Origin of the sequence: Streptomyces sp. MI02-7b, from assembly GCF_033793585.1 — a bacterium.
In the GTDB taxonomy this organism is placed as follows: Bacteria; Actinomycetota; Actinomycetes; order Streptomycetales; family Streptomycetaceae; genus Actinacidiphila.
Genome location: NZ_JARAWX010000016.1, coordinates 159,373 through 171,942 on the forward strand (window position 1 = coordinate 159,373; position 12,570 = coordinate 171,942).

The window sequence follows — 12,570 nt, forward strand, 5'->3', positions numbered from 1 at the left end:
GCATTCCCGACCGGCACCGCGGAACGCCAGACGCCCCCCATCTCCGCCCCGGCGCCCCGCCGGGTCAGCGCAGCAGCGAGGCGATCGCGAGCCGGACGAAGGTGATGGTGTCGTACGGGGTGGCGGTCCCGGTCTCGTACAGCAGGCCGACGTGCTCGCTGTCGATCTGCACCAGATCGGAGTAGGCAGCCTTGGCGTCGGACACCCGGTACCCGCGCGACCAGGTCACCCCGTCGTCGAGGCTCGCCCGCACGGTCATCCGCACCCGGTCCCGGGGCTCGCCCGGGGCCGCCAGCAGCAGCGGGCCCGAGCCGCGGCCGTTGTACGTCTGCAGCAGGCTGCCCTCGACGGAGGGCGCGGTGATCCCGGGAACGGTCCGGAAGGGGGCCAGCAGGGTCGCCCCGCCGTCGGCGCTCCAGGCGTGGGCCCGGCTGCCGCGGTCGGTGCCCTTCTGATCACGCGCGTTGAAGTACACCCGGCCGTCGGGCAGTTGGGCGACAGCGGTCTCGTTGACATTGATCCGGCCGTCCCCGGCGGTGTCCACGTAGCCGATCCGCCAGGTCTTGCCGCCGTCGTCGCTCAGCAGGCTGTGGCCCGCGTACCAGCGCGGCTCCGCGCCGTTGTCCCCGCTGCCGGGCGACGGGGTGACGGAGTGGTTGGCGCCGACGACGAGCCGGCCCTTGTGCGGACCGGTGGTCAGCACGATGCCGTGCCCGGGGCCGGTGGCGTACCAGCGCCATCCGGGGCGCTTGACCTGGGCGGTGATCTCCCGCGGCCGTGACCAGGTGACCCCGGCGTCGTCGCTGGTCCGCACGAAGACGCGCCGCCCGTCGGCGGGGACGGCGTCGCCGGACATGATGTCGGCCTCGGTGGTCGCGCCGCCGTTGCGGGTGGTCAGCAGCACCAGCCGCCGCGACGGTTCCACCACCGGTGCGGGGTTGCCCAGGGTGTTCGGCCCGGCGTCCGCGATCCTGCGCAGCGCCGTCCAGGTGCAGCCGCCGTCCTTCGAGCGGCGTTGGACGACGTCGACGTCACCGTGGTCAGCGCCGGACTCCCGCCGGCCCTCCGCGAAGGCCACGAGCACGGGGCCCGCGGCACCGGACCCGGGCACCTGGACCACCGCGGGGATGCGGAAGGTGCTGTAGCCCTTCTGGCCCGAGACGAAGACACGGGTCGGCGCGCACCTGGCGCCGGAGCCCACCGGCTCCGCCAGGGTCGCCGGCGCGGGCTGGCACGCCGCCGCCAGGGCCGCGCACACGGCCGTCACCAGACGCCCAGCCCACCGCACCACGCGTCACTCCCCGTACCGACCGGCGCAAACACTCCGGACAGTAACAAAAGGGACGTGACTGCCCCGGTCCCGCCGGGCCGCCCGGCGCGGCGCGCCGCGGAGACCACGCGCGCGGCGCGAGCGCCTACGCCGCCTTCCGCACCAGGAAGAAGATGCTCGGCCCGAACGTCACCCGCGCCAACGGCCGCTGCAACGCCTCCTCGGCACGTACCAGCGTGCTCCGCGGCACCACCCGCTTCAACCGCGTGCTCCGCAGGTTCGAGACCGACAGCCGCTGCTGCACCCGCAGCCCCGCGGCCTCCAACTGCGTCGCCACCGTGCGCGGGTGGTGGTTGACGAAGGGGATGCTCTCGCGCTCGCGGTTGGCGGCGGAACGGATGTCGACCGGCTGCAGCGGAACCCGCCGGCGACGGGCCGCGTACCGCAGCCGGTTGGCGGCGTGGGCGAGGTTGGCGCTCTCGACGATCGCCGTGCCCCCGGGCCGCAGGACCCGCGCGATCTCGGCCAGGGCGGGCGCCGGGTCGGGCAGGTGGTGCATGACCCGGATCATCGTCACCAGGTCGACGCTGCCGGAGTGCAGGCCGAGCCCGGACACGGTCGTCAGCCGCATGCTGACGCCCGTGAGGCCCGCCAGGTACTCCTCCGCGTCGTCCAGTTGACGGCGGCTGGAGTCCAGCAGCGTGACCCGGTCGGCGAACTCCCGCAGCACCGGCACGAGACGCCCGTATCCGCCGCCGACGTCCGCGGCATGGCCGAAGTGGCGGCCGGCCAGCAGCCGGCGCAGCGCGGCGACCTCGGCGTCGTGCTCGTAGCCGCGGCCGTCCCAATAGGTGCGGTAGCTCCGCTGGTTGTCGTCGTACTGATCGGCCCGCTGTGCCATCGCGTCCCCCTCGCGCCCTGCCGTCACCTGACACAGTTCAGGTCACGCACAGGACCGGGAACGGTTCCCTCCGCAAGGTCAGGGCTTGCGAAGGTCCAGGGGACGCGGCGCGCTCCCGCGCGCCGCCCGGGACCCGGCCTCCGCGTCCGGATCGCCGGCCTGCGGCGGCAGCAGGTCCCGGACCAGCAGGGTGGCACCGGCCACCGCGCCCGGCATCAGGAAGACCGCGACGACCGGCACCAGGAAGCACAGCACCAGCGGCACACCGAAACCGAGGCTGAGCATCATCCGGCCGCGGAGCATGCGCAGCCGCTCGCGCAGCGCCACCTCGCGGCGCTGGAAGGCGACACCGCTGAGTTCCAGGGCCAGGAAGAAACCGGAGACGCAGAAGCCGATCACGGGCACCACGGTCTGCCCGACGACGGGGACGAAGCCCGCGGCGAACAGCGCGACGGTCCAGACCGTGACGCGCACCAGCACCCGCAGGCTGTCCCAGGCGGACCGCAGCAGCTCGCGCCAGAGCGGGACGTCCGGGCTGTCCGGGGCGCCGCCCTCGGTGTCGTCGACCCGCTCCGCCAGCGACTCGTAGAAGGGCTGCCCGACCAGCAGCGTCACGGCGGTGAAGGAGATCACCGCCAGTACCAGGCCGCCGCCGAAGACGACGGCCGTGAGCAGGCCGCGGAAGAGCCCCTGCCACGGCGAGCCCCAGTCGTCGGCGAAGGGGGTCGCCCAGGCGGTCGCGTCGTCGGCCCAGAACGCCAGCACGACCAGCGCGGCGACGTAGCCGACGAGGGTGATCAGCGCGGGCAGCAGCCCGAAACCGAACCAGCGGCCGTGCCGGACGACCCAGCGCTGGCCGTCCACGAAGTGACGTATCCCGGTCGCAAGATCTCCCATGCGCGACAGGGTATGCGACCTCCCGGGGACGGGGGGACCGTCCGGCCGCCGCGGATCGGGATCAGGCCACGATCTCGCGGTCCGCCGGACCCGACGGCTCGGCGTCGAAGAGGCCACATCGGTGTCGGCGTCGGAAGCTCCGCGCGCCTCTCGACGGCGCGACAGGTGCGGGCCCGGCCGCCACGGGACCGCCCGGCGCATCCCGCACATCCCGGTGAGGCGCCGGCCGCCTCCCCGGGGGCGCCCCACGCAAGCCTCAGCCCGTCGCGGACACCGGCACCGGCACCGGCACCGTGAGCCTGCGGTCGACGAGACTGCGGCCGATCTCGGCCGTGTACGTGCCGGGCGGGGTGCGCCAGGCGCCGGCCGTCTCGTCCCAGGTGCGGGCAGCACGCCGGGACAGCGGTACGCGGACCTCCGTGGTGCCGCCCGCGGGCAGTTCCACGGAGAGGAATCCGGCCAGGACGCGGCGCGGCCGGTCGGCGCCGTCGTCCTCGGGGACCGCCAGGTAGACCTGGACGACCTCACGGCCCGCGCGGGCCCCGGCGTTGCGCAGCCGCACCGTCACGACGCCCAGCGTGTCGGCGTCGTCGTGGCCGGCGGCGGCCTCGTAGCCGGCGCCGTCGTACTCCCAGTCGGTGTAGCCGAGCCCGTGCCCGAAGGCGTACGCCGGGGCGACGTCCGACCGGTCCCAGGCGCGGTAGCCGATGTGGACGCCCTCCTCGTAGGTCAGAACGCCCTCGCGCGGCTCGACCCGGGTGACCGGGGCGTCGGCGAGCTTCACCGGCCAGGTGGTGGGCAGCCGCCCGCCGGGCTCCTCCGCGCCGAACAGGACGTCGGCCAGCGCGGCGCCGGCCTCCTGCCCGGGGAACCAGCCCAGCAGCACCGCCGCGACCTCCTCACGCCACGGCAGTTCCACGGGGGCACCGGAGTTGACCACGACGACGGTGCGCGGGTTGGCCGCGGCGACCGCGTGCACGAGGTCGTCCTGGCGCCCCGGCAGCCGCAGGTCCGCGCGGTCGAAACCCTCGCTCTCGACCCGCTCGGTGGTGGCGACCACCACGATCGCGGCCTCGGCGTCGCGGGCGGCCGCGACGGCCTCCGCGATCAGCTCGTCCGGGTCGCGCCGCGGTCCGCGGTGGACGAGGGAGAACGCGACCGTCTCGATGGGCATGTCCTCGATCTTGAAGACGTCGCAGGTGAGGGAGACCGCGACCGGCACCCCCGCCTCCAGTTCGGCCGTTCCCCGGTCCAGAGGAGCGCCGAAGAACGCCTCGAACGGGTCGCTCTCCTGCCCCATCTCCTGCACGCCCTCGAAGACGACCGTGTCCGCGACGACCAGCCGGAAGCCGCCGAGCCCGCGGGTGCCGAAGTGGTGGGCGCCGCTCTCGCGCGGGGTGAAGGTGCCGGTGACCTCGACGGTGTGGAGCGCGGCGAAGGAGACGCCCTCGGGCAGGTCGGTGCCCAGCCACTGCGCCTGGCCGCTCGGCAGCGCGGTCTCCCCCAGCGGCCGCCCCCCGGCGTCCCGGAACAGCGCGCGCAGCGTGAACCCCTGCTCGGCGACGGCGAGTTCGGCACTGGGGTCGGCGCCGACGGAGTACGTCAGCCCCGTGCCCGCGGGCAGCGCCGCGCGCAGCCCGTCCAGCGGGGAGACGACATGGGCGGGGAAGACGTGGGCGGAACCGCCGCCGAGGACACGGGCGTCGCGCGCGGCGGCACCGACGAGGGCGACGCCGCGGAGGGCCGCGGGGTCGAGCGGCAGCACGGGCCGCCCGTCGCGCGGCTCGTTGCGCAGCAGGACGAACGAGCGCCGCGCGATCTCCCGGGCCAGCGCCTCGCCGTCGACGGCGGCGGGCAGCGCTCCCGCGGGCACCGCGGCGGGCACGCCCTCCAGCAGTCCTGCACGGCCGGCGAGCAGCAGCACACGGCGCACCGCGTCGTCGACGACGGACTCCTCGACCCGCCCCTCCCGTACCGCCTGGGCGAGTGCCTCGCCGTACACCGTGCGCGGGCCGGGCATGGCCACGTCGAGGCCCCCGGTGACGGCGGCGACGGTGTCGCGGGCGGCCGTCCAGTCGGAGACGACGAAGCCGTCGAAGCCCCACTCGTCGCGCAGCACCTCGTTCTGGAGCCGCCGGTGCTCGGTCATGGTGGAGCCGTTGACCCCGTTGTAGGCGGCCATGACGCCCCAGGGGCGGGCGTTCTTGACGATGGCCTCGAAGGGGGCGAGGTAGAGCTCGCGCAGGGCGCGTTCGCCGACGACGTTGTCGACGGTGAAGCGGTCGGTCTCGGCGTCGTTGGCCACGAAGTGCTTGACGGTGGTGCCGACACCGCCGTCCTGGACCCCGGCGACATAGCCGGTCCCGATCTCGCCGGTCAGGTACGGGTCCTCGGAGTACGCCTCGAAGTGCCGTCCGCCCAGCGGCGACCGGTGCAGGTTGACCGTGGGCGCGAGCAGCACGTGCACGCCCTTGCGGCGGGCCTCCTGGGCGAGCAGCCGCCCGGCGCGGCGGGCGAGACCGGGGTCCCACGCGGCGGCGAGGGCGGTGGGGCTGGGCAGCGCGACGGACGGGTCGTCGGCGGTGGAGCGCACGCCCCGTACGCCGATCGGCCCGTCCGACATGACCAGCGAGCCCAGTCCGATCTCGGGGACCGGGGGCAGCGACCACATGTCCTGCCCGGCCAGCAGTCGTGCCTTGGTGTCGAGGTCGAGCTTGCCGAGGGCCTGCTCCACGGCGGCCGCGCGCTCGGTGTCGGTCATCGGGTCAACTCCCCTGTCGGAGACGGTTGTCGTCGCCTTGCCCACGGGGCGGCCCGCTCCGGCCACGGCACCGCGCCGGCCGGTACGGGACGGCCCCGCCTCCTGCCACGTGCCCCGCCATCCTGGCCTTCCTCCCTGATGATCGGTAGGTGTCGTCACCCGCCCGTTACTCGGGCCCGCCCCGACCCGGCTAGGCTCGCCGTCGTGACAGCCGACGACCACGGGCGGGGCCTCGGGCGCGCGACCCGGGGCGCGGACCGCAGGGCCGGGATCGTCCAGGCCGCTCTCGAGGTGATCGCGGAACGCGGCTACCGGGGTGCCGCGTTGGCGGCCGTGGCCGAGCGGGTCGGTCTGACGCAGCAGGGCCTGCTGCACTACTTCCCGACCAAGGAGGCGCTGCTGATCGCGGTGCTGGACGCCCGCGACCAGTGGGACATGGCCTCCGCGGCGCTGCACGGGACCGCCTGGCCGCTGGAGATGATCGCGGGCCTGGTCGAGTACAACGCGACCCGGCCGGGCGTCGTCCAGGTCTTCACCGTCCTCGCCGGGGACAGCGTCACCGAGGACCATCCCGCGAGCGGGTACTTCAAGGAACGCTACGCGCGGGTGCGCGAGTGGGGGGCACAGTCGCTGCGCAGCGAGTACGGCGACGTCCTGCCCGGCGGCCTCACCCCCGAGCAGGCCGCGCCCCTGCTCGTCGCCGTGATGGACGGCCTGCAGACGCAGTGGCTCCACGACCCGGAAGCGGTGGACATGCCCGCCGCCTTCCGCGACTTCGTCGCCCTCCTGACCGCCCCCCGCGCGCCGGACGGGACGCCCGGCGGCGCCTGAGTGCTCTGTCCCCGTCGTTCGGCGGTGCGTGCCATCGCTCCTCGGGCCGGGGGAGGCGCAGGGCATGGGACTGTTCCGCAGGAACCGCACCGGGCGGCGGGTACCTCCGCCCGGCTTGGTCGAGGAGGCCGCGGCCGATCCGGGGGGCTGGGTGTACGAGATCGACGCGGACATGGTCGACGATCCGGAGGGGAGCGTTCCCCCCGAGGCCGTCATCGGGGCGTGGCAGGTGGATGCACACGGGAAGCTCGCCGGCGGTTACCGGGCGAATCCGAACTACCGGCCCCCGGCGACGGGGCGGTAGTCCCTCGCGGGCGAAGCGGCTCGGTCGGACACGGATGACGACCACGACCACCGGCCGGGCCGGATTCCCTCTCGCGGGCAGCTTCGGCCGGTGCGCCCGGGATCCGCACGACACGGGCCTGCCCGGCACGCGCCAGGGGCGCGCCCGCCGCGGGAGCACGCCCCTGAACACCGGCCGGAACCGGCCTACTCGGGCAGGCGGACCAGCATCTTGCCGGTGTTGTCGCCGCGCAGGACGCCGAGGAAGGCCTCCAGGTTGTTCTCGATGCCGTCCACGACGGTCTCGCGGTAGCGCAGTCTGCCCTCGCGGATCCAGGCACCGACCTCCTGGACGAACTGCGGCTGGAGGTCGTAGTGGTCGCCGACGAGGAAGCCCTCGATGCGCAGCCGGTTCTGGATCAGGCGGGCCAGGTTGCGCGGGCCGGGGGCGGGCTCGGTGGCGTTGTAGATCGCGATCATTCCGCAGACGGCCACCCGGCCGCGCAGGTTGAGGGCGCCGATGGCGGCCTCCAGGTGCTCACCGCCGACGTTGTCGAAGTAGACGTCGATGCCGTCGGGGGCGGCCGCGGCCAACTGCTCCGCCACCGGGCCGTTCTTGTAGTTGAAGGCGGCGTCGAAGCCGTACTCCTCGGTGAGCAGCTTGACCTTCTCGTCAGAACCGGCGCTGCCGATGACCCGCGAGGCGCCCTTGAGCTTGGCGATCTGGCCCACCTGGCTGCCGACGGCGCCGGCCGCGCCGGAGACGAAGACGACGTCGCCCTCCTTGAGCTCCGCGACCCGCAGCAGGCCCGCGTAGGCGGTCAGGCCCGTCATGCCGAGCACGCCGAGGTAGGCGCTCAGCGGCGCGAGCTCGGGATCGACCTTGACCGCGGACTTGGTGTCGACCAGGGCGTACTCGCGCCAGCCGAGGAAGTGCAGCACGTGGTCGCCGACCGCGAAGCCCTCGGCGTCGGAGGCGACGACCCGGCCGACCGCGCCGCCCTGCATGGGCTTGTCCAGCCGGTACGGCTCCGCGTACGACTTGGCGTCGTTCATCCTGCCGCGCATGTACGGGTCCACGGACACATACAGGTTGCGGACCAGCACCTGCCCGGGGCCGGGCTCGCCGACCTCGGTCTCGCGCAGCGCGAAGTCCTCCGGCTTCGGCCACCCGTGCGGGCGGGAGACCAGGTGCCATTCACGGCTCTGCGGCATGGGAAACGCCTCCAAAAGCTTTAGATTCTCAACCAACCATGTACCTGGATGTTTGATGATGTCAAGCAACAGGTAGCCTGGGGCCATGCCACGCCGTACCGATCCGCTGACCGTGGAGGTCGTCGACCTCATCGCCACCGTCGTGGCGCGCTATCACGAGGAGTACGAAGAGGCGGCCGCCGCCCACCGGCTCACCGGCGCCCAGGCGCGCGTGCTGACGCTGCTCGCCCGCGAGCCGCTGCCGATGCGCGGCATAGCGGCGCGGCTGAAGTGCGAGCCGTCGAACGTGACGGGCATCGTGGACCGCCTGGAGGCGCAGGGCCTGGTGGAGCGACGCGCGGACCCGGCCGACCGGCGGGTCAGGCTCGCGGCCGCCACCGCCGCGGGTGAGGACACCGCGGGACGGCTGCGCGGCTCACTGGACTTCGCACGCGAACCGCTGGCCGCGCTCTCGGCGGACGAGCGGGCGACGCTGCGCGACCTGCTCAGACGGATGGCCGGTCAGCCGGTGTGACGGGCGGCCGGTGTGACGGGCGGCGACCCGTCAGCTGCACCACCACAGGATGCGGGTGCAGGTGGGCGTCGGTGTCGGCGTCGGCGGCGGGGGCGGCGGGGCGCTGGTGGTCGGGTTCGAGGCCGGGCTGGAGGCACCCGGACCACCGCCGGGCGAGGCCGGCGGGCCGGAGGTGGCCGGGGCCTGGCTGACCGCGCCGGAGGCGGTCGCGGTGGCCGACTGCTTGTCGCTGGCCGAGGGGCTCGGGGACGTCGAGTCACTGGCACTGGCCGAGGCCGAGGCCGAACCGGAGGCGTCCGACGCCGGCCCGCCGGGGACGCTCGCCGACGTGGAGGCGTGCGCCGAGGACGTCGCGCCCGGCGAGGCGCTCGGGCTGGGCACCTCGTCGGAACCGGCGGACTGCGTCCGGTCGCCGGTGACGTAGCCCGCCAGCGGCAGTTCGGCGACGCTCCAGCCGACCAGCACGATCACGGCCCCGACGAGGGTGCCCACGAGCAGGCGGGACTTGCGCCGGGTGCGGATGCTGCGAGTGCGGCTGCGGCTGCCGGAGCGGCGCGGGGCCCCGTCGCGGCCGCCGCGGGCCGCCGCGCGGCGGCGTTCGGCCCTGCCGGGTGCGACGGTCTCCATGGCCTCGGTGTCGGCGGACGCGGCCTGCGCCGCGGGCACGCCGGCGGATCCCTTCTCCCCGAGCTGGTGAGCGGGCGTTCCGCACCCCGGGCAAGACAGGGCGCCGTTGATGTGCCGTCGGCAGGCTGCGCAGTAGTCCATCGTCCGGGCAGCGTATGTGAGGCACCGGTACGACGTACATATGAGCCGTTCGTCGAACAAGTGAAACCTCTGTGAAAGCCGGGACATGCGGGTTTAGGAACCCGATCAGACCCGAATCCCGCCCCAATCAGCCCGCATACGGCACTTCGGGCATGCCCTGCCCGGCCCCGGGCAGCACCAGCAGCGCCCCGGCCAGCGGCCGGGCGGACAACTCCCGCTCCCCCAGGCCGGTCCGGGCCGAGGTGATGTAGAGATCGGTGAGGTGCGGCCCGCCGAAGGCGCAGGCCGTCGGCCGTCGCACGGGCACCTCGACCACCCGGTCGAGAGCGCCGCGCGGGGTGTAGCGGCGCACCGCGGCCCCGTCCCACAGCGCCACCCAGACGCAGCCGTCGGCGTCCACGGTGAGCCCGTCGGGGAAGCCCGCACCCTCCTCGACCACCGCGAACGGGCGCCGCTTGCGCACCAGTCCGGTGTCGGGGTCCACGTCGAAGACGTCGATCCGGCGGGTGGGGCTGTCGACGTAGTACATGAGCGAGCCGTCGGGGCTCCAGTCGGTCCCGTTGCTGACGGCAACGTCGTCCAGAACCGGTTCGACCGTGCCGTCCGGCGCGACTCGGGACAGCGTTCCGCCGCCGGGTGCCTCGTCGTAGCGCATGGTGCCGGCCCACAGGGTTCCCGAGGCGTCGACCGCGGCATCGTTGGCCCGTCGGCCGGGGACGGGCTCACGGTGCAGCCAGCGGAAGGCGCCGTCGGCGTCGTACACCGCCACGCCGTCCCGGAGGTTGACCACGATGCCGCCGCCCGCGCGCGGTTTGGCGGCGCCGACGTGCTGCCCGGTCGTCATGACCGAGGTCCGACCGCCCAGAGGGTCGTACCAGTGCACGCGGGAGGCGAGGATGTCCACCCAGACGAGCCGGGCGGCGGCCGGGTCCCAGGTGGGGCCCTCACCGAGCGACGCCCGTGCGGGGAGCGCGAGTTCGACGCCGGTCATCGCAGACCGCCACGGTGGCCGAGGCGTTCGGACAGCTCGGCGGCGCCCTTGACCGCCAGCGCCTCCAGCTCCGTCAGGCGCTCGTCGCTCCAGCGGACCATCGGCACGGAGATGCTGAGCGCGGCCACCACCTGCCCGGCGGAGTCCCGCACGGGGGCGGCCACGCAGGAGACGTCCGGGTTGGACTCGCGCTGCTCGACGGCGATGCCGCGCTCGCGCACCAGGTCGAGCTGGCGGCGGAGTTCGTGCGGCGAGGTGATGCTGTGCGAGGTCATCGCCGTCAGCGGCCGGTCGTCGGGGAAGCGCTCGTCGAGCGCGGCGGCGGGCAGCGCGGCGAGCAGCATCTTGCCGACCGAGGTGCAGTGCGCGGGCAGCCGCCGGCCCGCCGCGGAGACCATCCGCACCGCGTGGGTGCTGTCGACCTTGGCGATGTAGATCACGTCGGTGCCCTCCAGGACCGCGACGTGCACCGTCTCGTCGCAGGTCTCGGCGACGGAGCGGGCCACCTGCTGCCCCTCGGCGGCCAGGTCCAGCTGCTCGGCGTAGCGGCTGCCCAGTTGGTACGTGCGCACGCCGAGCCGGTAGCGGCCGGCGTGCCCCGGCTGCGGGACGAGGTAGTTGCGCGCGGCCAGCGTGGTCACCAGCTCGTGCACCGTGGTGCGCGGGAGCCCCAGCCTGCGGGTGATCTCCGGCGCGGACATCGTGCCGTCGCCCTCGAGGAAGAGCTCCAGGATGTCCAGCGCTCTGGTCACTGCGGGTACGAGACGTCCCATCTCTGCTCGCTCTCTCCGGGCGGACGTGCACAGCCGTACCCGGCCGCACTCGACCACTCTCTCGAACGTTCGATATTCCGAAAAGCGATCGGTATCGCGAACGCAGCGTATCCGCGCCGGGGCGCACCGGGCAATGGCCGCGCTTCTCGCGGACGCGGCACCCGGGGCACGTCCGAACGACTGTCGCACCTGACGGCCCATCACCCAGTGTGCTTATCTGACAGGACTATATGGGTGATCGTTCGCATCTCGGGACATCAGCAGGCGTTGATTCGGTCACGACGTTCACTGTCGGACCGATCCGAAGGGAATAAAAGTGAACCGCTTCACCAAGGTCGCCATCTCGACCATCATCGCCGGGGTCACCGTTTTCGGCGCCAGCACGGCGGCTGTCGCCGGTGGCAACGACAACCGCGGCGGCGGTTTCGGCGGCGGCCGCAACTTCGGCCACGGCGGTGGCTACGGCCACGGCGGTGGCTACGGCGGTGGCTACGGCAACGGCTTCGGCGGCTTCGGCCGCGGCGGCGGTGCCCACGCGCGAGGGGCCGCCATCGGCTCGCCCGGCATCCTGAGCGGCAACGTCGTCCAGGTGCCGATCAACATCCCGATCAACGTCTGCGGCAACGGCATCGGCATCATCGCGCTGCTGAACCCGACGGCCGGCAACGTCTGCATCAACAGCTGACGCAGGCGCACCACCCCGACCCGAGGCCGCCGGAGGATCACTCCGGCGGCCTCGTCGTCCTGTCCGGCCGTCGTGCCGCACCGCGTGCGCGCCGGGAACCACCGCGAGAATCAGGAGACCTGACGACCACTCAGTCCTCGCTCGCGGGCTGATCCTTCCGCCTGTCCGAACCGGACCGGACCGCTATCCGGGTGACGCTCCGCATCCGACGACACGGGGGCTTCGTTGACCAGTCGGCATGCAGTGATCGATGAAAGGAACAGCTCGTGAAGCGTTTTTCGAAGGCAGCGGTCCTGACCGTCGCGGCGGGCGCCGCGGTCCTCGGCAGCGCGGGCGGCGCCCTCGCCGACGGCGGTTACGGCGGCGGTTACGGCGGTGGCTACGGTGGCGGTTACGGCGGCTTCGGCCGCGGCGGCGCGCACGCCAACGGTGCGGCCATCGGCTCCCCCGGCGTGGTCAGCGGCAACGTGATCCAGGTCCCGGTCAACATCCCGGTCAACGTGTGCGGCAACGGCGTCAACGCCCTCCTCTCGCTGGTCAACCCGACCGTCGGGAACGTCTGCCTCAACTCCTGACGGCAGCGCCCTCGCCGGGGCGCCCGCGCACTCTCCCGTACGACCCTGTTCGTCCCGCCACCGGCAGCGCCGCGGCCCTCGCGCCCCTCGCCCGGGCCTCCGACGTC

13 protein-coding genes are annotated in these 12,570 nt (G+C 73.8%); 5 read left to right on the plus strand and 8 right to left on the minus strand.

The annotated features are described in order from the left end of the window. Window positions 1–64: 64 nt before the first annotated feature. From PV364_RS25625 to PV364_RS25640, 4 genes are all read right to left on the minus strand, one after another. Window positions 65–1,291, minus strand: coding sequence for a sialidase family protein (locus PV364_RS25625; RefSeq protein WP_319662653.1), 1,227 nt, complete (start codon window positions 1,289–1,291; stop codon window positions 65–67). A 124-nt stretch (window positions 1,292–1,415) separates the two neighbouring features. After that, the gene (locus tag PV364_RS25630) at window positions 1,416–2,171 is read right to left on the minus strand and encodes a class I SAM-dependent methyltransferase (RefSeq protein WP_319662654.1); all 756 of its coding nucleotides are present in this window, start codon (window positions 2,169–2,171) and stop codon (window positions 1,416–1,418) included. A 78-nt stretch (window positions 2,172–2,249) separates the two neighbouring features. After that, window positions 2,250–3,068: an EI24 domain-containing protein gene (locus tag PV364_RS25635; protein WP_319662655.1), complete on the minus strand. Its 819-nt coding sequence runs from the start codon at window positions 3,066–3,068 to the stop codon at window positions 2,250–2,252. 256 nt (window positions 3,069–3,324) lie between these two features. Next, on the minus strand, window positions 3,325–5,829 hold the full coding sequence (locus PV364_RS25640) for a beta-glucosidase family protein (protein WP_319662656.1): 2,505 nt from the start codon (window positions 5,827–5,829) through the stop codon (window positions 3,325–3,327). 204 nt (window positions 5,830–6,033) lie between these two features. Between PV364_RS25640 and PV364_RS25645 the strand changes: the two genes are divergently transcribed. Then, a complete protein-coding gene (locus tag PV364_RS25645; RefSeq protein ID WP_319662657.1) occupies window positions 6,034–6,660 on the plus strand; it encodes a TetR/AcrR family transcriptional regulator in 627 nt (208 codons plus the stop codon). Window positions 6,661–6,724: 64 nt separating this feature from the next. Next, a complete protein-coding gene (locus PV364_RS25650) occupies window positions 6,725–6,964 on the plus strand; it encodes a hypothetical protein (protein WP_319662659.1) in 240 nt (79 codons plus the stop codon). Window positions 6,965–7,149: 185 nt separating this feature from the next. Here the strand turns inward: PV364_RS25650 and PV364_RS25655 are convergent, their stop codons facing one another. Next, window positions 7,150–8,157 carry an NADP-dependent oxidoreductase gene (locus PV364_RS25655; RefSeq protein WP_319662660.1) on the minus strand — a complete coding sequence of 336 codons (1,008 nt, stop codon included), beginning with the start codon at window positions 8,155–8,157 and terminating at the stop codon, window positions 7,150–7,152. Between the two features lie 85 nt (window positions 8,158–8,242). On the opposite strand from PV364_RS25655, the gene PV364_RS25660 reads away from it, so the two are divergent. Further along, window positions 8,243–8,671, plus strand: a complete 429-nt coding sequence (locus PV364_RS25660) for a MarR family winged helix-turn-helix transcriptional regulator (RefSeq protein ID WP_319662661.1) — start codon at window positions 8,243–8,245, stop codon at window positions 8,669–8,671. Between the two features lie 30 nt (window positions 8,672–8,701). Here the strand turns inward: PV364_RS25660 and PV364_RS25665 are convergent, their stop codons facing one another. The 3 genes from PV364_RS25665 to PV364_RS25675 form a co-directional block, all read right to left on the minus strand. After that, entirely contained in the window at window positions 8,702–9,337 is a 636-nt protein-coding gene (locus PV364_RS25665; RefSeq protein ID WP_319662663.1) for a hypothetical protein, read from the minus strand. Window positions 9,338–9,566: 229 nt separating this feature from the next. Next, window positions 9,567–10,430, minus strand: a complete 864-nt coding sequence (locus tag PV364_RS25670) for an SMP-30/gluconolactonase/LRE family protein (protein ID WP_319662664.1) — start codon at window positions 10,428–10,430, stop codon at window positions 9,567–9,569. Next, window positions 10,427–11,203 carry an IclR family transcriptional regulator gene (locus tag PV364_RS25675; protein ID WP_319662665.1) on the minus strand — a complete coding sequence of 259 codons (777 nt, stop codon included), beginning with the start codon at window positions 11,201–11,203 and terminating at the stop codon, window positions 10,427–10,429. Before PV364_RS25675 ends, PV364_RS25670 begins: the two co-directional genes overlap by 4 nt. A gap of 316 nt (window positions 11,204–11,519) precedes the next feature. Here PV364_RS25675 and PV364_RS25680 point away from each other — a divergent pair, with 316 nt between their 5' ends. Together PV364_RS25680 and PV364_RS25685 are read left to right on the plus strand one after the other, a co-directional pair. Next, the gene (locus tag PV364_RS25680) at window positions 11,520–11,888 is read left to right on the plus strand and encodes a chaplin (RefSeq protein ID WP_319662666.1); all 369 of its coding nucleotides are present in this window, start codon (window positions 11,520–11,522) and stop codon (window positions 11,886–11,888) included. A 266-nt stretch (window positions 11,889–12,154) separates the two neighbouring features. Continuing rightward, a complete protein-coding gene (locus PV364_RS25685; RefSeq protein ID WP_319662667.1) occupies window positions 12,155–12,463 on the plus strand; it encodes a chaplin in 309 nt (102 codons plus the stop codon). Window positions 12,464–12,570: the final 107 nt, after the last annotated feature.

What these genes read in the sequence shown, in the direction of transcription:
- PV364_RS25630 (WP_319662654.1), bottom strand. Translation starts at nt 2,171, where the DNA reads ATGGCACAGCGGGCCGATCAGTACGACGACAACCAGCGGAGCTACCGC.
- PV364_RS25635 (WP_319662655.1), bottom strand. Translation starts at nt 3,068, where the DNA reads ATGGGAGATCTTGCGACCGGGATACGTCACTTCGTGGACGGCCAGCGC.
- PV364_RS25640 (WP_319662656.1), bottom strand. Translation starts at nt 5,829, where the DNA reads ATGACCGACACCGAGCGCGCGGCCGCCGTGGAGCAGGCCCTCGGCAAG.
- PV364_RS25650 (WP_319662659.1), top strand. Translation starts at nt 6,725, where the DNA reads ATGGGACTGTTCCGCAGGAACCGCACCGGGCGGCGGGTACCTCCGCCC.
- PV364_RS25655 (WP_319662660.1), bottom strand. Translation starts at nt 8,157, where the DNA reads ATGCCGCAGAGCCGTGAATGGCACCTGGTCTCCCGCCCGCACGGGTGG.
- PV364_RS25660 (WP_319662661.1), top strand. Translation starts at nt 8,243, where the DNA reads ATGCCACGCCGTACCGATCCGCTGACCGTGGAGGTCGTCGACCTCATC.
- PV364_RS25670 (WP_319662664.1), bottom strand. Translation starts at nt 10,430, where the DNA reads ATGACCGGCGTCGAACTCGCGCTCCCCGCACGGGCGTCGCTCGGTGAG.
- PV364_RS25675 (WP_319662665.1), bottom strand. Translation starts at nt 11,203, where the DNA reads ATGGGACGTCTCGTACCCGCAGTGACCAGAGCGCTGGACATCCTGGAG.